23 protein-coding genes and 3 tRNA genes are annotated in these 26,074 nt (G+C 57.6%); 13 read left to right on the forward strand and 13 right to left on the reverse strand.

Annotated elements, in window-relative coordinates; genetic code table 11:
* The first annotated feature begins 143 nt into the window (after positions 1 to 143).
* Complete coding sequence (locus C5P05_RS17225; RefSeq protein WP_114971071.1) at positions 144 to 3,272, forward strand: DUF3427 domain-containing protein; 3,129 nt, start codon at positions 144 to 146, stop codon at positions 3,270 to 3,272.
* A gap of 22 nt (positions 3,273 to 3,294) precedes the next feature.
* Here C5P05_RS17225 and C5P05_RS17230 read toward each other — a convergent pair whose 3' ends face one another.
* From C5P05_RS17230 to C5P05_RS17245, 4 genes are all read right to left on the reverse strand, one after another.
* On the reverse strand, positions 3,295 to 3,732 hold the full coding sequence (locus C5P05_RS17230) for a hypothetical protein (protein WP_114971072.1): 438 nt from the start codon (positions 3,730 to 3,732) through the stop codon (positions 3,295 to 3,297).
* A gap of 150 nt (positions 3,733 to 3,882) precedes the next feature.
* Positions 3,883 to 4,842 (reverse strand): HD-GYP domain-containing protein, encoded by a 960-nt coding sequence (locus tag C5P05_RS17235; RefSeq protein WP_114971073.1) that lies wholly within the window; start codon positions 4,840 to 4,842, stop codon positions 3,883 to 3,885.
* A gap of 9 nt (positions 4,843 to 4,851) precedes the next feature.
* A complete protein-coding gene (locus C5P05_RS17240; RefSeq protein ID WP_232834549.1) occupies positions 4,852 to 5,496 on the reverse strand; it encodes a retropepsin-like aspartic protease family protein in 645 nt (214 codons plus the stop codon).
* On the reverse strand, positions 5,496 to 5,981 hold the full coding sequence (locus C5P05_RS17245) for a YajQ family cyclic di-GMP-binding protein (protein WP_114971103.1): 486 nt from the start codon (positions 5,979 to 5,981) through the stop codon (positions 5,496 to 5,498). Before C5P05_RS17245 ends, C5P05_RS17240 begins: the two co-directional genes overlap by 1 nt.
* Positions 5,982 to 6,106: 125 nt before the next feature.
* On the opposite strand from C5P05_RS17245, the gene murB reads away from it, so the two are divergent.
* Positions 6,107 to 7,165, forward strand: a complete 1,059-nt coding sequence (gene murB / locus C5P05_RS17250; protein ID WP_114971074.1) for a UDP-N-acetylmuramate dehydrogenase — start codon at positions 6,107 to 6,109, stop codon at positions 7,163 to 7,165.
* 54 nt (positions 7,166 to 7,219) lie between these two features.
* Positions 7,220 to 8,233 carry a complex I NDUFA9 subunit family protein gene (locus C5P05_RS17255; protein WP_114971075.1) on the forward strand — a complete coding sequence of 338 codons (1,014 nt, stop codon included), beginning with the start codon at positions 7,220 to 7,222 and terminating at the stop codon, positions 8,231 to 8,233.
* 11 nt (positions 8,234 to 8,244) lie between these two features.
* On the opposite strand, the gene argG is transcribed toward C5P05_RS17255, so the two are convergent.
* The 3 genes from argG to C5P05_RS17270 all read right to left on the reverse strand — a co-directional run bounded on the left by argG (position 8,245) and on the right by C5P05_RS17270 (position 10,638).
* Positions 8,245 to 9,588: an argininosuccinate synthase gene (gene argG / locus C5P05_RS17260; protein WP_114971076.1), complete on the reverse strand. Its 1,344-nt coding sequence runs from the start codon at positions 9,586 to 9,588 to the stop codon at positions 8,245 to 8,247.
* Positions 9,589 to 9,656: 68 nt separating this feature from the next.
* Positions 9,657 to 9,974, reverse strand: coding sequence for a pyrimidine/purine nucleoside phosphorylase (locus C5P05_RS17265; RefSeq protein ID WP_114971077.1), 318 nt, complete (start codon positions 9,972 to 9,974; stop codon positions 9,657 to 9,659).
* A gap of 262 nt (positions 9,975 to 10,236) precedes the next feature.
* On the reverse strand, positions 10,237 to 10,638 hold the full coding sequence (locus C5P05_RS17270) for an ArsC family reductase (protein WP_114971104.1): 402 nt from the start codon (positions 10,636 to 10,638) through the stop codon (positions 10,237 to 10,239).
* A gap of 40 nt (positions 10,639 to 10,678) precedes the next feature.
* Here C5P05_RS17270 and folC point away from each other — a divergent pair, with 40 nt between their 5' ends.
* The 10 genes from folC (at position 10,679) to C5P05_RS17320 (ending at position 20,467) form a co-directional block, all read left to right on the forward strand.
* On the forward strand, positions 10,679 to 11,995 hold the full coding sequence (folC, locus tag C5P05_RS17275) for a bifunctional tetrahydrofolate synthase/dihydrofolate synthase (protein ID WP_114971078.1): 1,317 nt from the start codon (positions 10,679 to 10,681) through the stop codon (positions 11,993 to 11,995).
* Positions 11,996 to 12,013: 18 nt separating this feature from the next.
* Positions 12,014 to 12,724 (forward strand): SPOR domain-containing protein, encoded by a 711-nt coding sequence (locus C5P05_RS17280; protein WP_114971079.1) that lies wholly within the window; start codon positions 12,014 to 12,016, stop codon positions 12,722 to 12,724.
* Positions 12,725 to 12,739: 15 nt separating this feature from the next.
* A complete protein-coding gene (locus tag C5P05_RS17285; protein WP_114971080.1) occupies positions 12,740 to 13,228 on the forward strand; it encodes a CvpA family protein in 489 nt (162 codons plus the stop codon).
* A 13-nt stretch (positions 13,229 to 13,241) separates the two neighbouring features.
* A complete protein-coding gene (gene purF, locus C5P05_RS17290; RefSeq protein WP_114971081.1) occupies positions 13,242 to 14,744 on the forward strand; it encodes an amidophosphoribosyltransferase in 1,503 nt (500 codons plus the stop codon).
* 1 nt (position 14,745) lies between these two features.
* Positions 14,746 to 16,134 carry a glutamate--tRNA ligase gene (gltX, locus tag C5P05_RS17295; RefSeq protein ID WP_114971082.1) on the forward strand — a complete coding sequence of 463 codons (1,389 nt, stop codon included), beginning with the start codon at positions 14,746 to 14,748 and terminating at the stop codon, positions 16,132 to 16,134.
* 62 nt (positions 16,135 to 16,196) lie between these two features.
* Positions 16,197 to 16,272 (forward strand) — tRNA-Ala (locus tag C5P05_RS17300).
* A 58-nt stretch (positions 16,273 to 16,330) separates the two neighbouring features.
* Positions 16,331 to 16,406 (forward strand) — tRNA-Glu (locus C5P05_RS17305).
* A gap of 69 nt (positions 16,407 to 16,475) precedes the next feature.
* Positions 16,476 to 16,552 (forward strand) — tRNA-Asp (locus C5P05_RS17310).
* A gap of 205 nt (positions 16,553 to 16,757) precedes the next feature.
* Positions 16,758 to 18,416 (forward strand): site-specific integrase, encoded by a 1,659-nt coding sequence (locus tag C5P05_RS17315; RefSeq protein WP_157979364.1) that lies wholly within the window; start codon positions 16,758 to 16,760, stop codon positions 18,414 to 18,416.
* 191 nt (positions 18,417 to 18,607) lie between these two features.
* On the forward strand, positions 18,608 to 20,467 hold the full coding sequence (locus C5P05_RS17320) for a site-specific integrase (protein ID WP_114971084.1): 1,860 nt from the start codon (positions 18,608 to 18,610) through the stop codon (positions 20,465 to 20,467).
* Positions 20,468 to 20,854: 387 nt separating this feature from the next.
* Here the strand turns inward: C5P05_RS17320 and C5P05_RS17325 are convergent, their stop codons facing one another.
* The 6 genes from C5P05_RS17325 to C5P05_RS17350 form a co-directional block, all read right to left on the reverse strand.
* Positions 20,855 to 21,859, reverse strand: a complete 1,005-nt coding sequence (locus tag C5P05_RS17325; RefSeq protein ID WP_157979365.1) for a hypothetical protein — start codon at positions 21,857 to 21,859, stop codon at positions 20,855 to 20,857.
* 367 nt (positions 21,860 to 22,226) lie between these two features.
* Positions 22,227 to 22,724, reverse strand: a complete 498-nt coding sequence (locus tag C5P05_RS34570; protein ID WP_232834550.1) for a hypothetical protein — start codon at positions 22,722 to 22,724, stop codon at positions 22,227 to 22,229.
* A gap of 107 nt (positions 22,725 to 22,831) precedes the next feature.
* The gene (locus tag C5P05_RS17335; RefSeq protein ID WP_114971086.1) at positions 22,832 to 23,335 is read right to left on the reverse strand and encodes a cupin domain-containing protein; all 504 of its coding nucleotides are present in this window, start codon (positions 23,333 to 23,335) and stop codon (positions 22,832 to 22,834) included.
* 53 nt (positions 23,336 to 23,388) lie between these two features.
* Entirely contained in the window at positions 23,389 to 24,129 is a 741-nt protein-coding gene (locus C5P05_RS17340; protein ID WP_114971087.1) for a hypothetical protein, read from the reverse strand.
* A 76-nt stretch (positions 24,130 to 24,205) separates the two neighbouring features.
* On the reverse strand, positions 24,206 to 24,769 hold the full coding sequence (locus C5P05_RS17345; protein WP_114971088.1) for a hypothetical protein: 564 nt from the start codon (positions 24,767 to 24,769) through the stop codon (positions 24,206 to 24,208).
* The gene (locus C5P05_RS17350; protein ID WP_114971089.1) at positions 24,766 to 26,016 is read right to left on the reverse strand and encodes a T6SS phospholipase effector Tle1-like catalytic domain-containing protein; all 1,251 of its coding nucleotides are present in this window, start codon (positions 26,014 to 26,016) and stop codon (positions 24,766 to 24,768) included. The genes C5P05_RS17345 and C5P05_RS17350 overlap by 4 nt, the downstream gene beginning before the upstream one ends.
* Positions 26,017 to 26,074: the final 58 nt, after the last annotated feature.

The following is a 26,074-nucleotide window of genomic DNA, read 5'->3' on the forward strand; positions in this document are numbered from 1 at the left end:
TTGCTGCATCGCGCTCACTGAAAACTAAGAGTTGAATTCCTCCTGCAGCTCCTGCTCATACGATTTTCCATGAATAAGTCCCTGGACTAGACTGGGAGCTTCACAAGAAATTATTCGCCACAAAAAAGTGGTTTCAGGAAAAAATGGCGACTCTTCCTCATAGCTTATACGACAGACTCGTCTACGAGGATGAAGTTGGCGAACTTACTCGCCTGGGAAACCAAAATCGGGCCCTTCTCAAAGAACCTACATCTCACCAACGCCGAGAACTAATTGTTGCGGAATTAGTTCGGCGCTTGCCGGAGTTGCTGGACGCTGCTGCTGGAGATGCTGAAGCCAGCGAAAAAGCAAAAGCTGAGATCCAGTTGATGCGGCAAATATTGGTATCCCTGCGCGTCCGTGATGCAGAAGATGACCGCGTAATTGCCATCCCGCCACAGGTACTCCGTTCGATCCACAACTCAAGTGCAGATACCGTTTCTCCCAGCACAGGCTTGCGTCATCCGTGGCTTTTCACCTCAGCCAAATCAGATCCCTCCATGCTCAAGGAGCTACGCGCCGAGCTTCAATCCGTTGATCGCGTGGATATTCTGGTCAGCTTTATCACTTGGAGTGGTGTACGAAAGTTACTTGACGTCCTGACCCGAATTACGGCCTTGGACGCTGTCGGAAAGCCAAAAACAATATTCAGAATACTAACGACTACCTATATTGGCGCAACAGAAGTTCGTGCGGTTGATGCATTTGCACGGCTGCCAGGTGTTGAATTGAGGGTATCACTGGACGGACGACGAACCCGGTTGCATGCCAAAGCGTGGATATTCCACCGCAAGACAAGTTTTGGAACGGCTTTCGTCGGTAGCGCGAACCTATCCGAATCGGCACTGATCGGCGGTATTGAATGGACCGTGAAATTTACCCAGTTTGGTGATCCATTGCTTTTTTCCGCCGCTGTTGCAAATTTTGAAACCCTTTGGAATGATCAGGAATTCCAGTCGTATGACCCTTCAAACGAACTCCATAGAGAGGCACTGAAACAGGCCTTGGCCGAACAACGGGGCTATGGCAAGAGTTCGTCAGATGGTCAGGTCGTCGCCATTCAAACATGGTTTGATCTGCGTCCCAAATCCTACCAACAGGAAATGTTGGACCGGTTGTCGGCAGAGCGCCGACTTGGGCGTCGTCGCAATTTGGTCGTTGCCGCGACCGGAACAGGCAAAACGGTGGTGGCCGCTTTTGACTACCTTCGTCTCAAGGAAGAGGAAGGGGGCGCTCCCAGGTTATTGTTTGTCGCGCACCGTACGCAAATTTTGTCGCAAGCACTTTCGACGTTTAGACAGGTTTTGCGTGATCCTGCATTTGGTGAGCTCATGGATGGCCAGAATGCGCCCAATCAATATGGACATCTATTTGCCACCATCACTACCCTTCATAGTCGCCAATTGGTTGAGCGCTTGGGTGCTGATTTTTGGCGGATTGTCATCGTTGATGAGGCACACCATCTGCCGGCAACAACGTTTGATCAATTCATGAAATTGATTCAACCGTACTATTTGCTAGGTCTTACGGCGACGCCAGAGCGTTCAGATGGTCAGAGTTTGGGAATTTACTTTGATGCACGTCCAGATGGCTCGCCCGCAGTGTCTTTGCGACTATGGGACGCGCTTGATCAAGAGCTATTGGCGCCTTTTGAGTACTACGCAACGGCCGACGATACTGATTTCTCATCCGTCGAATGGCGCCGCGGTGATGAAACAGCTCAGCTGTCCAAAATCATTTCTGGCAATGACGTTCGCGCACGTAGCGTTTTGAATGCTGTCTTGTTGTACGTATCTGATCCAAGCAAACTCAAAGGGCTTGCGTTTTGCGTCAGCGTTGCGCATGCAAATTTCATGGCTGCGTATTTCTCTCGCTCGGGTCTACCTGCCATTGCTCTGTCAGGTGCTGATTTGCCAGATGCGCGCATCGCAGCCGTTAAAAAACTTCAGACTGGCGACATCAAAGTAATTTGCAGCTGTGACGTGTTCAATGAAGGTGTTGACATTCCCGACGCCAACGCAGTCTTTCTTTTGCGTCCTACGCAGAGTCCCGTCATATTTCAACAACAAATTGGCCGTGGGCTTAGATTGGCAAAAGGGAAAAATGCATGTTTGGTGTTGGATTTCGTAGGCTTGTATGGCAATGATTTCCGGTTTGATATTTTGTTGCGCTCTATTACCGGCTTGTCTCGCAAAGGGCTGGAAGTCTCGGTAGATCAGGGATTCACGAACTTACCTGCCGGCGTGCATATTCAGTTTGACCGCGTGGCGCGTGCTCGCGTATTGGACAACCTGAAGTTGAGTCTGAATCTCAATGTTGTTCGGCTTCGCGCAGAACTGTCGGCTTGGGCAGCTCTGCAAAACGGGGTGTCAGTCACCTTGAAATCCTTTTTGCTTGACTGCCAATTGGAGTTGGCAGATGTTTATGCCAATGGGCGTTCGTGGACTAGTTTGAAGCGAGATGTGGGGCTTGAACGACGTGCGGTTGGCGAACGTGAGTCAGATATGGTTCGCCGTGTCACGAGCATTCTTCATGCTGATGACCCAAGGGTCTTATGTGCATGGCGCAACGCATTTTCTGAACAACCAGCCGACGAAATATGCATTCAAATGCTCGCGCATGAGTTGTTGCCATCGCGAAATGCGTTGATTACCAGTCATGATTTTCTTGATCTTCTGAAAAGCAATCCAGTCGCACTGGATGAACTGAAAGAGCTTTGTGAAATTCTGTACGAACGCAGTTCTTTGAATTCCGTTTCACTTCCGGGTGCTCCGACTTCATGGCCGCTGACGCTTCATGGGCGTTACACACGCAGTGAAATATTGACAGCCGTGGGATATTCAACGCCTCTTGTTCGTCCTCTGGCAGATGGAGGATGTGTGCCGTTGAATAGCTGCAAGATCGAAATATTGTTCGTCACACTGGACAAAAGCGAGGGGTTTTCTGAGAACGTCCAGTTCAAAGACTACGCGATCAGTCCAGAACGGTTTCACTGGCAGACACAGAATCGCGCAAGTGCAAATAATCAAACAGGTCGTCGGTATACAGAAAGTCCAGGCAACGGCTGGGAATTTCAGTTATTCGTTCGCGAAAATCGTGGCATGCCCTATGTCGCAGTCGGGCCACTTGACCTACTCTCGCACGAAGGAGACCGCCCGATATCAGTTACTTGGGGTCTAACCGCGCCTTTGTCTGCCGAGTTATTTCGAAAGTTCAGCGTACTGCGCGGCTAGGATAAGTATTTCTTGCCGGAGCCTATGCGTGTTGTCTGTCGGAGGTCTTCTGATGGCTGCTCACATTCGTCGAGTGACCATACAACGAATGCTGGGCCCGAGGGACTTTTCGAAACGTGTCCTGCGGCAGCGCGCAGTCATCTTCCCCCACATAAAACACGGTCCAGTCGCCGTAGAACTTGCTGTCGAAAAGCACCATGTCGTCACTGACCGTCAGCATGGTGTCGGTTTGAATCGGAAAGTAGCGCTTGGCATCGATGTCCGTCTCAAAGCCCAGTTTGATATTGCTTGTGTAAGTGGTATGGACAAAGATCAAAGGCCCGATCAATGGGCCATTGAACCCCCAGTCGACCATTTGATCAGTGGGATCGTGCCGACCGTGAAACAGGCCAAGGTACAAGCCCGGCCGTTCGGGCTTTGTGCCGTAGTCGGGGACGGTTGCGTTGGCGGCGATGTGCATGAAGTGCTCCTATGGGAAAGAAGCCTCAGCTTACGCAAAAGAACCGTTTTTGTAACCCAGGGCTTTACCTGGGTTCACCGCATAAATTTATAACAAATCAGCCTCTAGCCCCCGCACAATAAGCGCAGATAGCTATAAAAACAATAGTATTTAAGGATGCAGCGCCGCATACGCACCCATCTGCAAAATCAGATGGTGGTTAAGGCGTTCGCGCACCGCAGCGGCCGCCAGCGCGGACTTGATGCCGGGGCCGCCATTGGCGGTGCGGTGCAGGCGGGGCGGGTTCATCAGCGAGCCGGCTTCGTTGATGACGATGGCGACAAACGGGTGGTTGGGTTGGCTGCTGCGGCGCATCACCACGGCCACTTCTCTGTTGTCCAGGCGCACATAGGTGCCCGGCGGGCATAGCCCGACGACGCGCACCAGCGCATGGCCGACCTCGTCAAGGCGCTCGGCCGAGTTGGTGATGATGGAGCGTGCCGAATCGGTGGCGCTGCGACCTTCCCGATTTTTCCGGGGGCTGATCATGGCCGCGTAACGGTCCACCGCGCGCAAAATCCGCGCCAGCCGATTCACCGCGGGTATGTCGCGCAACTCACCTTGATCGGTGCTTTCATCATGGTGGTGGCTGATAGTGTCCAGCCACAGCCCGTCGCGCACCCCCATGCTGGAGAGCATCAGGGCGCTTTTGACGGCATGCACGCGAATGGCTTCTTGTTGCTCGGCGCTCGGCTTTTCAATTTGTCCGGCCAGTTGGTCTTGCAGGGCGGTCATGGCAATGTTCATGGTCAGGGCCGCATGCACCAGGTTGTCGCGCTCGGTTTGAGGCAGGCCCAGCTCGACGGCAATCAGGTGGCACAGGACGGCGCTGACCAGCGCGTGCGAGGCGCTGTAGCCCACGGGTGAGTTGGTCGCCAGTTGAAACAGCAGGTACAAGCCCACGTCGGTGTCGCGTTTCAGCAGGCCTTGCATCCAGCGGTCGTACTGCCACACGCGCTGCTCAAACTCCTGAATGCTGGCGGGGCTGCCCAGAATGATGCCCAGGCCCGATTCCAGGTCGGACCACAGGCCGAGCAGGTCTTCGTATTCGTTTTCGGTCTGGACGGTCACGCGGGGGCCTCAATAACGCTTTTCAAGGACCATTTGTTCATTGGTTCGCGTCATCTGGAAGCGCGCCAAAAAACTATTGCCCAGCAAAACATAAGGCATGGCGCCCGACGACACGATCGCATCGACGTCGTACACCACCACATCGCCGATCCGCACCGAGGCCAGCTTGAGCCGCCAGCCGGGGATGACGCCATTGGCGGTGCTCATTTGCACGGCCTGGCCCGCCTTGTAGTTGAGTCCGACGCGTTGGGCGTCCGCCACGCTCAGGGACACCATGGTGGCGCCGGTGTCCACCACCAGCTGCACGGCCCGGCCATTGATCTGGCCTTGGGTAAAAAAGTGGCCGCCGCTGCCGGCGCTCAAGACCACCCTGGTGCCGCCGGCCTCGCCACCCGCACTGCCTCCGACGCTGGCCGGCGCTTCACCGACGCGCAGCGTGTGCCGTTTGCCGGCAATCTCCATCACCGCCTGATCACCCTGGGTTGAGACGATCTTGACGCCGCGAAATGCCTCGCCCACCGCCACAGTTTTAGGCGGACTGCCATCGACGATCAGCAGCGCCTTGCCGCCCAGCATGCCCGACAAGGCCACGGTCTGGGCCATTGCCAGCGGGCCGAGGGTCAAGAGCGCGAGCAGCAGGGCGGTGGTTTTCATCAATCGCGAAAGTTGTCGAAGGTCAGCGGGATATCGGTCATTTCTTTCTTGATCAAGGCCATGGCCGCCTGCAGGTCATCGCGCTTGACGCCGGTGACACGCACTTTTTCTTCCTGGATGGCGCCTTGCACCTTGAGCTTGCTGTCCTTGAGCAGGCGCTGGATCTTCTTGGACACTTCCGTCTCGATCCCGCTGCGCACCTTGATGAGGCGCTTGACCTTGTCGCCGCCCATTTTCTGCACATCGCCCATGTCCAGAAAACGCACGTCCACATTGCGCTTGGTGAGCTTGTTGCGCAGGATGTCTTCGATCTGGTTGAGCTGGAACTCAGCATCGCCAATCACGGTGATTTCCTTGTCCTTGAGTTCAATCGAGGCGGGCGTGCCTTTGAAGTCAAAGCGGGTGACGATTTCCTTGGTGGTGTTTTCCACCGCATGTTTGACGTCCACCATGTTGGCGTCGCAAACTGTATCAAAAGAGGGCATGTAGGCGTCCAAAAAAATCCGCTGGCCCTGAGCCTGTCGAAGGGCTGCACGCAGTTTATAGATAAGGGCTTCGACAGGCTCGGCCCGAACGGGGGTGAGGACACCCCCAATGCGACAATCCCGTCATGTTAGTCGAGAAAAACGTCCCCCTCCAGGCTTTTAATACCTTCCACATCGTGGCCAAGGCCCATAGGCTGGTGCACATTGCCAGCGAATTGGACGTGCACGAGTTGCTGCAGCACCCCGCATGGGGCGCCGAGCCGAAGTTCGTGCTGGGCGGCGGCAGCAACATCGTGTTGACAGGTGATGTGAAGCCGCTGGTTCTGAAGGTCGAGATCATGGGCCGGCGGCTGGTGCAAGAGACCGCCAAAGCCTTCATTGTGGAAGCGGGTGCTGGTGAAAACTGGCATGATTTTGTCGCCTGGACGCTGGCGCAGGGTTACGCCGGTCTGGAAAACATGGCGCTGATTCCGGGCACGGTGGGCGCCTCGCCGGTACAAAACGTCGGTGCTTACGGTGTGGAGCTGCAAGACCGCTTCGAGGCGCTGGATGCGGCGGACCTGCAGACCGGCCAGGTCTTCACCCTCGACGCCGCGCAATGTGGGTTTGGTTACCGCGATTCGGTGTTCAAGCATGGCGCCAGCGGCCATCAGGGGGTGGGCCTGAAGGGCAGGGCCCTGATTTTGCGCGTGCGTTTTAGTCTGCCCAAGCTCTGGAAGCCGGTGCTGGGTTATGCCGATATTGACAAGAAAATGCTCGAACACAGCTGTACCCACCCGACGGCGCAGCAAATGTTTGACTGGGTCTGCGAGATTCGCCGCGCCAAGCTGCCGGACCCGGCGGTCATCGGCAATGCGGGCAGTTTTTTCAAAAACCCCACGGTGACGCCGGAGCAGTGTGCTGACATCATTGCGCGCGACCCCAAGGTGGTGCACTACCGTCTGGCCGATGGCTCGGTCAAGCTGGCGGCGGGCTGGCTGATTGATTCCTGCGGCTGGCGCGGCAAGTCGGTCGGGCTGGCCGGGGTGTATGACAAGCAGGCGCTGGTGCTGGTCAACCGGGGCAGCGGGCACGACGGCGACAGCGCCAGCGGCGGCGAGGTGATGACCTTGGCCCGCGCGATCCAGACCAGCGTTTACGAGCGCTTTGGCATCCGCCTGGAGATCGAGCCGGTCGTGGTGTAGGCCTTCTTGACAATTTGCAGGGTTCGGGCCTGAACAAAGCGCTAGATTGGCTTTATGGAAAAAATTCTGGTCTTGGGCGGCAGCGGCTTTGTTGGCACCCATGTGTGTGAAAAACTGGTGCGCAAGCAGGTGCACGTCACCGTGCCGACCCGGCGCTTGGCACATGCCAGGAATCTGCTGATTTATCCCTTTTTGACCCCGTTGGAGCTGGACGTGCACGACGAAGCGGCGCTCACGCGTGCCGTGGCCGGTCATGATGCGGTGGTGAACCTGATTGCCATCCTGCATGGCGATCAGGCAGCGTTCGACAAAGTGCATGTGGCCTTGCCGCAAAAGCTGGCGCGTGCCTGCATTGCCGGTGGCGTCAAGCGACTGGTGCACATCAGCGCACTGGGTGCCGATGCCCTGCAAGCCCAGTCGGCGCCTTCCATGTACCTGCGCAGCAAGAGTCAGGGCGAGGCGGTGCTGATGCAGGCAGCGATCGGTGCCGGTGCTGGACTTACGGCGCGCGCCGGGTTTGACCTGACCATTCTGCGGCCCAGTGTGATGTTTGGCGCCGAAGACAAGTTTCTCAACCTGTTCGCCCGGCTGCAAAAGCACCTGCCTATCATGCCGCTGGCAAACGCCGATGCGCGGTTCCAGCCGGTCTGGGTGGAAGATGTCGCCAACGCCGTGGTGAAGTGCCTGGAGCGTGGCGGCATCGCCTCCCCCGACAACGCGCCGCATGTGCTGGAGCTGTGCGGGCCTGATGTGTTCACGCTGAAGGAGCTGGTGCAACTGTCGGCGCAACTCAGCGGTGTGCGCCAGGGGCGGGGCCGCCCGGTGATGGCGCTGCCCCGCTGGCTGGGGCGCCTGCAGGCGCGGCTGATGGAGCTGGCACCGGGCGGGCCGCTGATGAGCCGCGACAACCTGGACTCGATGCAGCGCGACAACGTGGCCAGCGGCAAGCTGCCCGGCCTGCAGTCGCTGGGCATCACGCCCAGCGCGCTGCTACCGATTGCGCAAGATTACCTCACGCAAAACCAGCCGACCCAGGGTTTACTGGCGATTCGCCAGCGCTCGCACTGACCGGCCGGGCTTTATTTACCGCTATCGTTGCTCAGGTTGAGAAAGTCGCCGCCTTCGCCCAGTGACAGCAGGCCCGACTTGGCATAGATGCCCAGCTTGGCGCGGGTGTCCACAATGTCCAGATTTCGCATGGTCAGCTGGCCGATACGGTCCAGCGGGGAGAAGGGCGCGTCTTCTACCTTTTCCATGCTCAGGCGCTCAGGGGCGTAGGTCAGGTTGGGCGACTCGGTGTTCAAAATTGAGTAGTCGTTGCCGCGACGCAGTTCCAGCGTCACTTCGCCGGTGACGGCGCGTGCCACCCAGCGTTGCGCGGTTTCACGCAGCATGATGGCTTGCGGGTCGAACCAGCGGCCCTGGTACAACAGGCGGCCGAGTTTGCGGCCGTTGTCGCGGTACTGCTCGATGGTGTCTTCGTTATGGATGCCGGTCACCAGGCGCTCGTAGCAGGCGAACAGCAGCGCCAGACCGGGGGCTTCGTAGATGCCGCGGCTCTTGGCTTCGATGATGCGGTTTTCGATCTGGTCGCTCATGCCCAAGCCGTGGCGGCCGCCGATGCGGTTGGCTTCCAGAATCAGGCTCACCAAGTCAGGGTATTCGACGCCATTCAGGGCCACCGGGCGGCCTTCTTCAAAGCGCACCGTGACTTCTTCACGCTTAACTTCGACGTCGTCCTTCCAGAAGGCCACGCCCATGATGGGGTTGACGATTTTCATGCCGCTGCTCAGCAGCTCCAGGTCTTTCGCCTCGTGGGTAGCGCCCAGCATGTTGGAATCGGTCGAGTAGGCTTTTTCGGCCGACATCTTGTAGCCAAACCCGTGCTGCGTCATGAACGCCGACATCTCGGCGCGGCCGCCGAGCTCGTCGATGAAGGCCTGATCCAGCCAGGGTTTGTAGATCTTCAGCGACGGGTTGGTGAGCAGACCGTAGCGGTAAAAACGCTCGATGTCGTTGCCCTTGAAGGTGCTGCCGTCGCCCCAGATGTTGACGTCGTCCTCTTTCATGGCTGAGACCAGCATGGTGCCGGTCACGGCGCGGCCGATCGGTGTCGTGTTGAAGTAGGTCACGCCACCGGTGGAGATGTGAAAGGCGCCGCTTTGCAGCGCCGCCAGACCTTCGGCGGCCAGCTGGCTGCGGCAGTCGATCAGGCGTGCCAGTTCGGCGCCATATTCCATCGCTTTGCGCGGGATTTCGTCGTAGTCGGTCTCGTCAGGCTGGCCCAGGTTGGCGGTATAGGCGTAGGGCAGGGCACCTTTGAGTTTCATCCAGTGCAGGGCGGCGCTGGTGTCCAGACCTCCGGAGAAGGCGATGCCGACTTTTTGACCGATGGGTGTGTTTTGCAGGATGGTGTTTGACATGAAATTGGCCTCTAGCCCCCGTACAATATGCGGAAGCAGCTATAAAAAACGGAGCAAAAGTAAGCGGCTTAACCGAAATGGCAGATGTAGTGGTAAGGCTCGGTCACGCGGATCTCGAACTTGGCGTTGCCGGGCACGCTGAATTTTTCACCGGCCGAGGACTTGACCCAAACCTCGGTGCCGGCCAGTTTGTACTCACACGCGCCCGCCACGCATTCCATGATTTCCGGTGCGCCGGTGTTGAAGGTCAGGGTCGCAGGCAGGATCACACCGACGGATTTCTTCGTGCCGTCGGGGAAGGTGATGCCATGGCTGACGCACTTGCCGTCGAAGTAAACGCTGGCCTGGGTGCTGACGGACACGCCGTCTAGTTTGGATGTAATCATGTGGGTCATTTTAATCGGGGTCTTAACCCGTGCGACGCGTCCTGGAACCCGTGCGGCGAGTCAGGCCCGAATGCCGGGGGCTCATGCGCTTCGCTTTTTGAAATCGCCCCCGGCATCCGGGCCCAACTCGCCGCACTACCGTTCTAGGTAAGCGTTAAGCGGCAAGCGATGCCCGGACGATGGCGCCGATTTCAAAAAGCGAAGCGTATGAGGCGCCAGCGTCCGGGCATCGCTTGCCGCGTCTGCTCAGAACACGTGACGACTACGGCATTGAGCCCAGCCACTCAGTGGCGTCAAAGCCAACCGTCACGCGGCCATCGGCCCACACCACCACCGGGCGCTTGATGACGCTGGGGTTGGCCAGCATCAAGGCGCTGGCGGTTGCGGCGTCCACCACCGCGGCGCGGGTGGCGTCGTCCAGCCCGCGCCAGGTGTTGCCTTTGCGATTGATCAGTTTTTCCCAGCCGACGGCGGCCAGCCAGTTGGGCAATTGGTCAGCGGGTACGCTGAGTTTCTTGAAGTCATGAAACGCGTAGTCCACGCGCTGCTCGGTCAGCCAGCTGCGCGCTTTTTTCACGGTGTCGCAATTGGGGATGCCGTAGAGGGAGACAGTGGGGGCAGTTGCAAGGGGGGCAGGGTTGGCAAGGGTGTTCATGGCCCGCATCATGCCACCGGGCGCAAGCTGGGCGACAATCCCCAGTCGTATGAAAACCCCTCTGAACACCTTGCCGGACTGGCTCGCCCACTGCGAGCAATTGCATCCCAAAAACATTGACATGGGCCTGGAGCGCGTGCGTGCCGTGGCCGAGCGCATGCAAATTTGCTTCGACTGCCCGGTCATCACCGTGGCTGGCACCAACGGCAAGGGCTCGACCTGCGCCATGCTGGAAGCCATCCTGCTGCAGGCCGGCTACCGCACCGGGGTCTACACCTCGCCCCATCTGGTGCATTTTGAAGAGCGCCTGCGGCTCAGCGGCGAGCCGGTGGATGCTGCACAATTAGTAGCTTCCTTCGCAGGTGTGGAGCGGGCTAGAGGCCTAAATGATGCTGAAGTCTCGTTGACCTACTTCGAATTTTCCACGCTGGCGATTCTGGACGTGATGGCCAGATCCGCGCTGGACGTGGTCATTCTGGAGGTGGGCCTGGGCGGGCGGCTCGACGCCGTCAACATCATTGACCCCGATTGCGCCGTGATCACCAGCGTGGACATTGACCACACCGAGTTTCTGGGCGTGGACCGCGAGAGCATTGGCTTCGAGAAGGCCGGCATCATGCGCACCGGCCGCCCCGTGATCGTGAGCGACCCGATGCCGCCGCAAAGCGTGCTGGACCATGCCAAAGAGATTGACGCCGACCTCTGGCGTTTTGGGGTGGATTTCAATGTGTCGGGTGACAAACAGCAATGGGGCTGGGCCGGGCGCGGGCGGCGCTACAGTGGTCTGGCGTACCCGGCGCTGCGCGGGGCCAACCAGTTGGTCAATGCGGCGGGCGTGCTGGCGGCCCTGGCGGCTTTGCGTGACCGCCTGCCGGTGACGGCACAGGCAGTGCGCAACGGGCTGGCTTTTGTCGAGCTGCCGGGGCGGTTTCAAATCATTCCCGGTGAACCCACCTTGGTGCTGGACGTGGCGCACAACCCGCATTCGGTGGCGGCGCTGGCGGCCAATCTGGACGCTATGGGCTACTTTCCGACCACACACGCGGTCTTTGGGGCGATGGCCGACAAGGATCTGGCGGCCATGCTGGTCAAGGTCAATCCCTTGATCGACAAGTGGTATTTCACCGATTTGCCGACGGCTCGGGCGGAGTCAGGTGCCAGGCTGCTCGACAAGTGGCAGGCCCAAAATACCCGAAAAGATGCCACGGCATCCGTCTGCCCAGACCCTCAGCAGGCCCTGCTGGCGGCCATCGAGGCGGCAGACCCCACTGATAGAATCGTGGTCTTTGGTTCGTTCTACACGGTAGGCGGCATTTTGAAGGATGGGCTACCCCGACTTCACGCCAAACACATGCCCAACATTTGAACACCTGAGCCCCACAACATGGCCTTTTTCAAGTTCCGAAAAAGTGGCGACGAGCAGTCGACCACGCCTGTTCAGCCTGACAGCGTCGAGGTGATGCGAAAGCGTGCCAAGTACCGTTTGATCGGTGCCGCCGTGCTGGTGCTGATCGGCGTGGTCGGGTTTCCGCTGCTGTTTGACAAGCAGCCGCGCCCCATTTCGGTTGATTTGCCAATCGAGATCCCCGACAAGAATAAAGTCAAGCCGCTGAGTATTCCGGCGCCTGCAGCGATGAATGCGGTCAAACCCGAGCTTGCCGGTGCTGTGCAAAAAACTGAAGAAGAAGTGATTGCAGCCCCCGTCCCTGATGCATTGGTAGCTCCTAAAGTCGTAGCAAAAGTTGAACCTAAATCGGTGGACAAACCGGTGCCGGCGGTGAAGGCCGTGGCCAAGGTGGACGAAAACGCCAAGGCCCAGACACTGCAGGAAAGCAAGGAGCCTGAGAAAAAGGCGGACGCTACCGAGGGCCGGTTTGTCGTTCAGGTTGGCGCTTATGCGGACGCTGTCCGGGCGCGGGAAGCGCGGGCGAAGCTGGAGCACGCGGGCCTGAAGACCTATACGCATGTCGCAGAGACCAAGGACGGGTCCCGAATTCGCGTGCGGGTCGGACCTTTTGGAACCCGGGTCGAGGCGGACAAGGCGGCACAAAAGATCAAAAAACTTGATCTGCCCGCCGCCATCCTGACCTTGTGACAGCTGCCGGAACCCATGCCTGTGCTGGACTGGATTTTCTTGGCGGTATTGATGGCCTCGCTCGCATTGGGTGCCTGGCGCGGGCTGATCTATGAAGTGATGTCGGTCGTGAGCTGGATTGCTGCTTTCATTCTGGCGCAGTGGTTTGCGCCGGATGTCGCGCAGAAGCTGCCCATGTCCGGCTCGGCCGAGCCGGTGCGTTACGCAGCGGGCTTTGCGCTGGTATTTGTGTTGTCCGTGTTTGCCGGGAGCCTGCTGGCAAAGCTGGTGCAAAAACTTTTTGCCGCGGTGGGCTTGCAACCGGCCGATCGGGCATTAGGTGCTGCTTTCGGCTTGGTACGCGGTCTGGTCGTGGTGTTGGCGGCCACCGTGGTGATCAGCATGTCACCGCTGAAATCAAGCGAATGGTGGCAGGAATCTGTGGGAGCTGGAATGACCGTGGCGGCACTCAAAGGGCTGAAGCCCGTGCTGCCGGATGAGTTTGGAAGGTATTTGCCTTCATGAGATCGGAAAAATTATGTGTGGAATCGTAGGCGTTGTCAGCAGCGCACCAGTCAATCAACTCATCTATGACGCCCTGTTGCTGTTGCAGCACCGAGGACAGGATGCTGCCGGTATCGTGACGCAGCAAGAGCGCAAGTTCTTCATGCAGAAGGCCAAGGGCATGGTGCGCGACGTGTTCCGCACCCGCAATATGCGCTCCCTGCCGGGCAACAGCGGGCTGGGCCAGGTGCGCTACCCGACGGCGGGCAATGCCTACAGCGAAGAAGAAGCGCAGCCGTTTTACGTGAATGCGCCGTTCGGTATTGTGCTGGTGCACAACGGCAACCTGACCAACGCCCACGCCCTGAAGGCGGAGCTGTTCAGCACCGACCACCGCCACATCAACACCGAGAGCGACTCCGAAGTGCTGCTCAACGTGCTGGCGCATGAGATTGGTGAAACGACCCGCGGCATGCCACTGCTGCCCCGCGATGTATTTGAGGCGGTTCGCAAGGTGCATCGCCGTATCAAGGGCTCGTACGCGGTGATTGCGATGATCGCGGGTCATGGCGTGCTGGCTTTTCGCGACCCGTTTGGCATTCGCCCGCTTTGCATGGGGCGTAGCGAGGACGGTACTGTGATGGTGGCCAGCGAATCCGTGGCGCTGGAAGGTACATCGCACAAGTTTGATCGCAATATCGCTCCGGGCGAGGCGGTGTTCATTGACCTGCAGGGCAACGTGCATGCGCAGCAGTGTGCAGATCACCCTGTGCTGAGCCCCTGTATTTTTGAGTACGTGTATCTGGCGCGTCCAGATTCGGTGATGGATGGGATTTCGGTTTACCAGGCCCGTCTGAATCTGGGTGAGTCGCTGGCCAAGCGCGTGATCTCGACGGTGCCGCCGAATGAGATTGATGTGGTGATCCCAATCCCAGAGTCGAGCCGCCCGAGTGCCGCGCAATTGGCGCAGCTGCTCGGTTTGCCCTACCGCGAGGGCTTCGTCAAGAACCGCTATGTGGGTCGCACTTTCATCATGCCGGGGCAGTCGGTGCGCAAGAAATCGGTGCGCCAAAAGCTCAACGTGATCGCCAGCGAATTCAAGGGCCGCAATGTGCTACTGGTGGACGACTCGATCGTGCGTGGCACCACCAGCCGTGAAATCGTGCAAATGGCACGCGACGCCGGCGCCCGCAAGGTCTATATGGCCAGTGCCGCGCCACCGGTGCGTTACCCCAATGTGTATGGCATCGACATGCCCACCCCGGAAGAGCTCGTGGCGCACAACCGTACCGTCGAACAGATCCGCCAGATCATCGGCTGTGATGCGCTGATCTATCAGGACGTGGACGGCATGAAAAAGGCGATTGGCTCCCTGAACGCCAATATCAAGGGCTTTGATGCTTCGTGCTTTGACGGCGTTTACGTCACGGGCGACATCACGGCGGCTGATATTGCCCGGCTGAATTCCAGCCGGGTGGGTGGTGATGAGACTGCAGAAGACAACTCCCGCCTGGCGCTACCGAATCACGCGGATTGATATGACACAAAAAACTCGCACCCGATTCGCGCCGTCACCGACCGGCTTCATTCACCTCGGCAACATTCGCTCGGCCTTGTATCCCTGGGCCTTTGCCCGGGCCACTGGCGGCGATTTCATCCTGCGCATTGAAGATACCGATGTGGAACGCTCCACGCAGGCGGCGGTCGATGTAATTATTGAGAGCATGACGTGGCTGGGGCTGGACTATGACGAAGGCCCGTTTTACCAAATGCAGCGCATGGACCGTTACAAAGCGGTGCTGGCGGAGCTGCAGGCTGCGGATCATGTGTATCCCTGCTACATGAGCGTCACGGAGCTTGACGCACTGCGTGAAAGCCAGATGGCCGCCAAGGAAAAACCGCGCTATGACGGTACCTGGCGCCCGGCGCCCGGCAAAACCTTGCCGCCTGTTCCCGAGGGTGTGAAGCCGGTGTTGCGCTTTAATAATCCGCAGGGCGGATCCGTGGTGTGGGAGGACAAGGTCAAGGGCCGCATCGAGATCAGCAACGACGAGCTCGATGACCTGGTGATTGCCCGCCCCGACGGTACGCCGACCTACAACTTCTGCGTGGTGGTGGACGACATCGACATGGCGATTACCCATGTCATTCGCGGAGACGATCACGTCAACAACACGCCTCGACAAATCAATATCTTTCTCGCCTTGGGCAAAGAACCACCGGTGTATGCCCATTTGCCCACGGTGCTCAATGAGCAGGGCGAAAAAATGAGCAAGCGCAATGGTGCCAAACCGGTGACGCAGTTCCGTGATGAAGGCTATCTGCCGGACGCCATGGTCAACTATCTCGCGCGACTGGGCTGGAGCCATGGCGATGATGAAATTTTCAGCCGCGAGCAGTTCTTGCAGTGGTTCAATCTCGATCATCTGGGCCGCAGTGCCGCCCAGTTCGATGAAGCCAAGCTGCGTTGGGTGAATGCGCAACATCTCAAGGCCATGGACGACGACGCCCTGGCCGTGCTGATGTCCGCATTACTGCAAAAACGCGGCATTGTGGTGGACGAGCGTTTGTCACGCATTTGCGGCCTGTTCAAGGACCGATGCGACACCACCGTGATGCTGGCAGATTGGGCCGCCACGTTTTATGCGGACATCACACCGAATCCTGAAGAAGTGGAGAAGCATGTCACGGATGCGGTTCAGCCTGCGCTCAGTTTGCTGATTGAAAAACTGACAACCTGCACTTGGGATAAGCCATCAATTGCAGCGGCTATCAAGGAGGTGCTTGGCGCATGTGCCCTTAAAATGCCGCAACTCGCCATGCCAGTTCGGGTGTTGGTGATGGGTACAGCCCAGACACCTTCGCTCGATGCAGTGCTCGAGCTGAGTGAAAGAGAAAAAGTATTGAATCGTTTGCGGATGGCGTAATTTACACGCTATAATTTGAGGCTTGGAAGTAACGAATACTTGAAAAAGAATTCGACGGTTAAGGGGGTATAGCTCAGCTGGGAGAGCGCTTGCATGGCATGCAAGAGGTCAGCAGTTCGATCCTGCTTACCTCCACCATTATTTCTGAGGTGAGACTGAAAAGTCTTGCTGGTTGAGACGGAAGTCCAAAGGTTATGACCCCATCGTCTAGAGGCCTAGGACACTACCCTTTCACGGTAGGTACCGGGGTTCGAATCCCCGTGGGGTCGCCAAATTCATCATCTGATGAACAAGGTGCAAGTTAGTAACACTTGGCTCGCAAGAGCAAACGTTGCCTACCAGGAGTGGTAGTTCAGTTGGTTAGAATACCGGCCTGTCACGCCGGGGGTCGCGGGTTCGAGTCCCGTCCACTCCGCCATAGTTATGGAAAGCCGTTATAAGTCTTTGATTTATAACGGTTTTTTCATTTGTACTGCTACCCGTTTTACGTTGCGCTGGTGCTACCCCGAGGACCGTTCGGTGTAGCAGCAAATGCGGGCTTTGGGCAGCGAATCGCGTCGTTCCATCGTTTTCATTGAAGTTGCTCCGAGTGGTTCATTTCTGAAACTGTTCAGGAGCATCCCATGCGTGAATTGCAAACCTCACCGGCAACCCCCTCAGCACCGTATCCACCGCCTTGTTCACCCCTGTACGCAGTACCGCAATCGGCACCCTCGCTCGCCTCATCTCCCCGTCAACCCTACGCCAAACTGCCCCAGTACCTGCACCGGCGCGGGCGCCTTTTTTACTTCAAACGCAAGATTCCTGCCGACCTCAGACATGTCTTTGGGGATGGACGCGAACAGATGTGGAAAGCGCTGGGCACCTCTTTGCTGGAGAAAGCCAAGGTGATGCTGGCCGTCGAGGTCTCTGAGTTTGACTTCGCAGTGGCCAAGCAGCGGCGCCTCCTTGCCGCCAGGGCTGCCGGCGTGCCGGAACGCGCCACGGAGGCGAGGACCAGCTTGCCTTGTGGCACGGCGCCCGGCGCCCCGAGCCCGGAACAACAAGCCCATCTGGACCTGGTGCACAGCCTCGAAGACGGCTTGCTCAAGCTCAGGGCCATGGTGCCAGCTAGCCCGTCGACTTCCAGCGGCGCCTCTCATGGCGAAGTCCGGGTGCCAACGGGTGTGAAGACGCGAACCCCGCCAAGTAATTCAGTCGTGAAGCCCAAAGCCAAGCCGGCTACCCAGGTATGCACCGACCCCACCTACGGGGCGCGCAAGCCCACGCTGCTGCATCTGTATGAAGACTGGAAACGCAAGCAGACCCGTCATCGCACGACCAATGCGGTCCTGAAGACCGTGCATGAGTTTCGTGAAATCCATGGCTCACTGGCGGTGGAGTCCATTACCCGCCAGCATGCCCGCGATTACCGGGACTTGCTCATCGAGAAGGGGCTGGCCAAAGGGAGCATTGAGAACCGCATCGGATTCCTGTCGACTCTGGTGAGGCATGGCATGGTTGAGATAATCGAGGACTTGGCGCGTAATCCCTTCGAGAAAATCGGCATTACGGGAGGTGCTGGCATACGCGTCAAGAAAAATCGCCGCGCCTATAAGGTAGCGGAACTCAATACCCTCTATTCCAGCGCCCTCTACACGGGGGACTACGAAGTCAAAGGGCAAGTGCTCGAAGCGGCCTATTGGTTGCCCATCCTGGGGCCCTTCATGGGCGCACGCATTGAAGAGCTCAGTCAGTTGCGGGTGGAGGACATTCAGCGCGTGAACGGCGTCTGGTGCGCCCGCATCTGCGACTTGGACGACGACCAAAAGCTCAAAAATGATGGCAGCTTCCGGCGCGTGCCCCTGCATGAAGCGGTCATCAAGTGTGGCTTTCTGGTGCATGCCGCCAAGATGGCGAAGGCAGGGCATGAGCGCATCTTTCCATCGCTCAGCAACGACAATGCGAACGGAGTGTTTTCCAATGCCGTCGGCAAATGGTACGGTCGCTACCTCGAATTCATCGGGCTGACGGACCACCGGCTGGACTATCACTCGTTCCGCTACTCATTTCGCCAGCAATGCAGTCTGTGTGACGTCGAGGCCGAACCGAGGGACGCCTTGACCGGACACTGGGTCGGCAAGTCCGATGGCGGTCGCACGTATCTGAAGGGCGAAAACGCGCAATACCCGTTTCCCAAATTGGTCGACGCCATTCAAAAACTGCGCTACGACGAACTGCGCATTTTGCACCTGTTCGTCGATGAACCGATGGCCGGTGTCGAGGCGGCACTTCTGCGCTAAACGTTGCCAATGAGATGAAGAAGCGAGGTCGGGGCCATGGATGCCCCGATTATTTGATGCCAACTGTGAGAAATCTCACATTCGGCTTCAGATTTCGCTTTGCTTAAATAAATTCGTCGACAAAATGGTGTTCCTCGACGCGCCTCACTTTGAAGTGTTGTGCGGTTTTTAACGATGGAAACGCCTTTGACATGTCTGCCAATCTCCTGCGCGATGCGCACCTCTCTGACCACGATATCAGTTTCATCCTTCCGAAATACCTCCACTGCCGCGATGGCGTTTTCTATTTCAAACGAAAGGTCCCTGTCAAGCTGTGCAACTTCTTCCTCCCCCCACAAGCCCAAGTCTGGAAGTCTCTGCACACCAAAGACTTGAACGTCGCTTTACAGCTGCACAGTGAAGAAAATCAGGTTTTTGAAGAGGCGATGAACGATGCGAAGTTTGAACTCGGTGGGTTCAAACGCAGTGACTTGACCCTCAAACCCCGTGGCCAGGGAACCACGAAATACCTGCTCGACGCGCACATCCCTTTTGTGTTGGGGCGTTTCAGGTATATGCAACTCATGCAAGCAGATTTGGAGCGGAAAGAGGCGACGCCCACGGAGATAGAGGAGTTGAAAGAGTGGGTCGCCGAATTTCTGCGCATCCGCCTGGAGGCGGCCAGCAGCATCGACTTTCTGTGCATGGAAGAGACGGCTGACATGATGCTGTCGATTGAAAAGTTGATTGCCCCGCCGGGCTCCATGGTCAAAGAAAATCTCATGCAGCAACTGCTGGCGGCGGATATCGAAATTTTGCAGGAGCACCAAGCTCGCCTCAACGGTATCTACAGCCCAACCCCCCTGACCGAGCCGATGGCGCCGCGGGATATGCCGACCATGCTCGAAGCGTTCAAGGGGTGGCTGGATAAAAGGGCACCCAAAAAAAAAGATGAGTCCGAAGAACAAATTGAAGGGACCCAGCAGCAGTCCAAGAAATGGAAGGCGGTAAGCATCCGCACGATTGATGCGTACCGGGGCTTCGTGGAGGAATTTGAATCCGTATGTGGCGCCCTGCCGATTGAATCCATCACTGCAGAGCACGCCAACAAATACCGCGACCATTTAGCCGCGGACGGACTTGTGCGCGAAACCGTCAAGAATTACATAGGCGGGCTGGCCGCCATGTTGCGGGCGGCGACCAGCAGTGTCGAAAAATTCAAAGAGAGAACAGCGCTAAACGTTTTTGACTTTGTTGACTATGAATGCGTTCCTGAGCGACCTGAAGAGGACAAGCGGCGCCCTTATGAGATGCCTGAACTCAATGTGCTGTATCAATCACCGGTGTACACACAAGGCGTCGTCATTGAGGGTCAAGCCAAGGAGTCCGGCTATTGGGGGCCCATCCTGGGGCCGATGGTGGGGGGACGCATTGAAGAGATTGCACAGCTGCGGATGGAGGATGTGCAGCGCATCAATGGAGTTTGGGCCCTGCGTTTCGCCAATCTTGGGCCTGACCAACACATCAAAACTGCGAACAGCTTTCGCTTGGTTCCCCTTCATGAGGAGGCCATACGCTGCGGGTTCCTGGCTTACGTCGCTGCGCAAAAGATTGCGGGACACTCGCGTGTGTTTCCCTCGCAGCTCAATGAAAACAAGTACGGGCGTTGGGCAAACGCCATGGGGAAGTGGTACTCGGGGTACCTGGACTCCATCGGCCTGGACGATTTTCGGCTTTGTTTTCACTCATTTCGCTTCAATTTCGAGCAGCAGCTTACCGTTTGCGGCGCCGACGACAGGGCCTGCGATGCCCTGATGGGGCATTGGATGACCAAAGAAAAGGATAAGTCAAAACGGAGATACCTGGCGCGCAAAAGGCAGTATCCGTTCGCGGCGTTGGTGACTGCGATAAAGAACCTGAAGTACGAAGAGATTGACTTGTCCCACTTGTACGTTTCCGAGCCCTATAAAGACGTTGCAATTCTTCTGGAGCAGACACCAGATAGCGAAACCCGCAGTTCGGCCAACAGGCCGGTGCGAGGAGGAGGGCGTCGTCGTCAAGTGACGGATTGACGCCAACAATCTGAGCACGAAAAGCTCTGAACTTTATGCCGATTAATTGCCATAGCGAGAAAGAAATACCTGGATTCGCAATGGCTATGATTCCAAAATCTGCAATTCTTGGAATGTTTAGTTTTGAAAAGGAAGTCGTTGTTGACCCGACTGTGCCGAAGATGTCGTTGGAAAAAGCATTTTGAACGGTTCTGAACTAAGGGCGTTCAGGAAGAAAGTTAAGGCCGCCAATAAGCTGCTAAAGCAGAACTAGGCCGCCTCTAAATGGGGCTGCATTGATGCAGCCCCATTGAAGTCAATCCCACAAAATTAAATATTCTCTCCGTGAACGACGCATTTCACTGCCGGGACCAACGGAAGGTATCAAATTGCCGTTATGGGGTTTTTTTAGCCAACCAAACCCTTGAGCTCAGCCCTCTGACGGCGCACCGCATATAAAACTGCTCGGCGAACTTCTTCCTGCGGACGTGCCCGAAAGCCTTGAAGAACCAGCTCAAGGGACGCCTCGCCATCGTCATAGTCCAGCCCGACAAACTCGCACCAGGAACGGATACCGAAATCGCAAGCGCCACTTTCATGGGCGTCACTGACTGACACGGTCAAATTACGTCCGGCAAAACGCTTCACGAATGCGTCCACGGTCAATGCATACGGGGATGCAGTCATCCGTGCCGGTGCCCCAACGGACTTGACCTTGCGCCGAACCCCCTTGATGGCGGCTTGCGCGGTATCGGCGTGAAAGTGTTCGCTGCCCAGCATGGCGATATAGCCGCGGTCGACTTTGACGTCATAGCCACGACCTTGTCGAGCCCAGGTCGCCGCGTACACCAGCACGTTTCCGTCGGGCATCAGCGGATGCGCGTCCAGGGTCATCATGCCGCCCAGGGTCGCCAATCCTTTGCGTTCAACCCGCAGGCGCCAGTCTTGTGGAACGGTGATGCGGTGGTGGTCCTCGTTCGCAGACCATCCTTTGTATGCGCCGGCGTAGGTGTCGCGATTCTGGTCCATCGTCACGGTGTAGCTGACCTTTGAGGCGTCCAGCGCAAATGCGACCCTTATCGTATGTCCGCCGGCCGCACCATAGCGCATCGTGCTCCTTGCGACCATTGCCACGGCTTTTACCCTGACGGCAGCGAGCCGTGTCGACGGTATGCCCTTCGGCAGCAGGACAGGTTTGCCGTCTGCCGCCAGTGCAAACAATCCTTTCGGGACGTGGCCAAGACGTTGCAGAATGACGTTGTGCACGCGGTTTCTGTGTGCAACTTCTATTTTGCAAGCCGCCTTCAGCAGCGCTTCCACCACTACCGTCGTGGCGATAAACCCAGCGTTCTGCAGCGATTCACGGGCCTCTTTTTTGGTATTAAACCCACCGGCAGTCTTGGCCAGTTTCAATAGATTGACTGCTGTCGGGGTCTTGCCGCGCTTGCGAAGCACAACAGCGGTGTCGGTACACGAAGTGGCAGACAGGGGGAGGGTGGTCGAAGATGGCATCAGCTTTTCCTAAATTTAAGAAGTGCTGACTGCGAAGTGCAGTCGAGCTAAGCCGTGTAGGTCAGCTGTTTATCCGCTTCGAAAGTTTTTCAAAATTTCTTTCACCCACTGCCCAGAAGAAGTTTTCGAGCCTGCCGACCACGACCAAGGCAACCCCTCCAAGGCAACTTCAGGCGAAAAAAAGCCACCGCATCACGGTGGCTTTGAAATCGAATCATTTATGTCAGCCGGGACAGTGGTACCCCTGCTACCGGTGCTGCGTGGAAATTCAGTCGTACATCGTGGACCAGTCCGCTTCTTCCAAATGAACAGTTTTTCGAACTGGTTCCTGTGGCCGTTGTGTCCCTTGTTGCTCAGCCCGGTCCGTTGCACGCTCTGGGACGGATTCCCTTGCTTTCGGCTCAGCTTGACGTGCGTCTGGCGTCTTACCTGCTGGCTCATCCCTGAGCACCGCAGGTTTGGCGATTTTGCTGGCTTCAAAAGCAATGATGAGAAGCGTTCCTGTAGGTTTTCCGTCGCGCCCCACGTAAAAGTCGGCTTTCAGTTTGCCCGTGACTTTGACGAAGTCCCCCTTTTCCAGGAGTGGGTCATCATCCTTCATCACACGCACCGTATACCAGGTCGGGTTGTTGTCCACCCCGCGCTGGGCCTCACAAATCCTGAATTGGTAGTACCCCTTGCCCGTGGTCCTGCTCTCTTTGCGTTCTGGCAAACTCGCCAAATTCCCGTATACCTGCATGGTGTTGTCCTCAAAAATTGATTGCATCAAGATGACTTCTTGTTGTCATCTGTATGTATAGCAACCGGGTTTCAGGACTTTGCCGCTGGTTTGGCAGGCGTCGGTCCGGTGTTAACGACCGGCAACAAGCACTTTTAGCGCGTTAGCTCGGTAATAATTTGACTGAATTTCGGGAACTCTGCCAACAGTATTGCCCGGTCGGCCAAACAAAAGTCGGCGAAATCAAAGCCGGGCGCCACGGTACAGCCGACCAGTGAAAACGAGCCACCGCTTGCCACCCTGGACGCAAACCAAGTATTGGCCGGAACCACGTATTGATGGATTTCTCCGTTCAATATGTTGGGCCCCAAACGGGTGCAGCACAGTTCACCATGCTCATTGAGCTCCAGCACCTCCAACGCTTGGCCAGCGTAGAAGTGCCACATCTCGTCAGATTGAATTTTGTGGAAAGCTGAAAAATTGTTCTTCTCCAGAAGAAAGTAAATCCCGGTGCTGACGCTTCGTTGAACCGTGGTGCATCCACCGCCTTGAGCCACGTCCATCAGGTGATGACTTCGGTAGGTCTCCTTGAAAAATCCACCTTCTGGATGAGCCTGCATGTGCAGGGTGTCGATATAAGTTTGAGCTGTGGGTGTCATAAAAAATAATGAAAACGGTGATTGACAGGGCTACAACGCAGTGTGTCCAACGGCTAGTCAGCCCGGCGCCATCGACCCGAATCGGGGCACACACTGGCCCGTGCGCCGTTTACCCAGACTTGCTCATCATCCAGAAGCAAGGAGGTCGACGGGTCGATATCGAAGGCGATTCCAAGTGCGTGACAGACGTTGGCATTCTCGATGGACAGCTCCCAGGTCAGGAATATTTGGGTGAAATCCTGGTCGCAGGGAAAGTCGGCCACATGAAAGCAGCCGCTGTTGCGCTCAATGACGGCGTGAGGCTGGCCCGTATCGAATATCACTATCGTCCCTCTGGAGAGGGGAATTCGATGACCGGTAGCCGGAAAATGCAGGTCCAGACCCCTGTCCTCGCTCAGAAACAGATTGCAAAAAGCCATGCCGCTATAGTGTGCGGCGTCATGGTGGTACTTCGCGCCGCGGCAGGCCATCAGGGCCACGTCACTGGCGGCAAGCACTTCCTGCAGACCGAGCGTGCGCGTCCACTCGGACACCGCCTGCACGCACTGGCTGTAGTCGGGCCAGCGCGCACGCGCTCGCGCCAAAGGCAGTTCCTCTACGTCCCCGGGCTCCAGACACAAGCGCAACGCTGTCTCTCTTGCCCAATCTGCCAGCAGCCTTGCAGGGGGCGCAGGCACATCGACCGTGCCCGTTAGCACGATGTCGCTCACGCTTCGGCTGCGGATGGCATCGCCACTCCAGTAATGGGCGGTGGTAATTTCATGTTCACGTTGCGGTTGCGAGCGGTTACTCATATGGGCCAGTGTAGTAAGGCCTGCCAGACGGGCCCGCTGCGAAATGTTGCAGTTTGTCGTGGGGAATCGTCATCAGCTAGTCCGGTCCCTGGTTCCTTGTGCCGTTTCGCGACTTGAGCGCAATAGGTTTTCGAAAACTGGCACGAGAAGGCGCTACCACAGGTTTTTGAAGGCCGCGTCCGAAAAGGATGGTGAATAAAATATTCTGGTGCTCGGTGGTGGCCTGGATGAAACTGTCCACCTTGGCGTCAACAGCCTCGCGCAGGGGACTCGATAACAAGGCGACGCAAGTCTTCAGCCCCACGCTGATATCCCGGCGGCGCGTCAGCCACGACTCAAATGCGTCCACGCCAGATTTCTGGCCGTCTTCGTCCAGTTCCAGCGCGTGCACCAAGGCGGCGTTCCTGGCGTCGGCGCGGGCTATCAGTTCGTCCACGACGCCGGCGTCGATGCACAGCATTTGCAGCACGGCGGCGCGGGCGAACTGCTCAGGGCTCACCGCCGGCGGCTCTGTGGACTCACGCGTGAACTCGTCAATGACAGCGCTTGACTGCGCCAGCTCAGCCAGCGTGACCGACTGCCACCAGCGCTCGAAAGCGACTGAGGGTTGGTCCGCGGATGACTCGCCGCTGCCGTTCATGGCTCGACCTTGCCAAGGGGCTCATGGCCCAGGAGGCGTGACTTGACGAAGAGCTGAAGCGCCAGTTCGTCAGCTTTTTGAAGCGTCTCGTTGACACCGGGACGAAAGAACCTGTACTGTCGTGCCGCGGCGTTGAGCAGATGCAACCGAGCGCTCTCATGAAAAAACATGGCATGGCCGAATTCGGACGAATCCCGACCAAAGGTGTCGTGAAGCATCTGCAGTTGCGGCCGAACGCTGGGTTTGAGCCCAATGAACCACTTCCGGATTTGGTGATGCAGCACCTCGGCACTGGTCTGCCCGGCGAGCCATCGTGTGGTCGGCTCCAGTTGCAAGCCATGGGCCTGGACTTCTTCGGCCATCCAACGCAGCGCGTTGTTCGAAAGTCCGGATTCGTGCAGCAGGTAGCCACCGCCGACGTCGGCGTGGGCACCCGGAAACCAGGCCTGGCGTAATCCAGAATGACTGTTGCCGTCCGACCAAAGCATCGGGTTGAAGGGCTTGCGCAGTTCGTGCAGTGCCAGCGCGTGGCGGGCCGTCATGACATTGGGTGGGACTTCCGTCTGGTGGTATTCGGTGTGACTGGCAGTGAACCTCATCCGTCGCCAGGGTAAGCCCAGTGCCCCGACCGTGTCCCAGACCCCGATGAAGTGAATGCGCAGCGCATCTTCATCTTCCCCCGATTCCAGCAACGGTCTTCCGGTCAGGGGCACCAGGTAGTCGGCCAGCGGGCTCTGCCTGCCGTCGACATTCGCCTCGTACAACTTGTAGGCGGCTTCGACGTGCTCCAGCTTGTGGCGCAACAGAATGCCCACCTTCGAGACGAAGCCGGCGAGCGACCTGGCGGCGAAGGCACCGCGGCTGAACCCAAACAGGAAGACCTTGTCGCCACGGCGTTGGTCGTACTCCCAACTCAGGTAGGCATAGGCCTCCTTGATTCGCGCGGCCGTCCCACGACCAAAAACACCGCCCAGGAAGGGGCGAAGCAACAGCAGGCTGCTGGGCATTTCCTGTTCAAGATTCTGCTTGACGTCGAGGTATTTCCCATAGCTGCCGACCGGTGCGCCGGGTTCGCTTTGACGTATATCGGTACCAACCCCGGGCAGGTAGTAGGTCAGCTGGGGCGCGGGACCAAAGGGGTTGAAACGGGACGCTCCAAACAGTTTTCGGACATTGGTATCCATCGCTCCGTTGGGCTGGTCCCAGGTGCCGTCGATGAACAGGGCAATGTTCTTGGGCGCTTCCACGATGCCCCCTTGCTGATGTTTTTCGGATTATCCTGCGCAGTTTTGGCAGTGACAAGTC

Source organism: Rhodoferax ferrireducens, from assembly GCF_003347515.1.
Lineage (GTDB): Bacteria > Pseudomonadota > Gammaproteobacteria > Burkholderiales > Burkholderiaceae_C > Rhodoferax.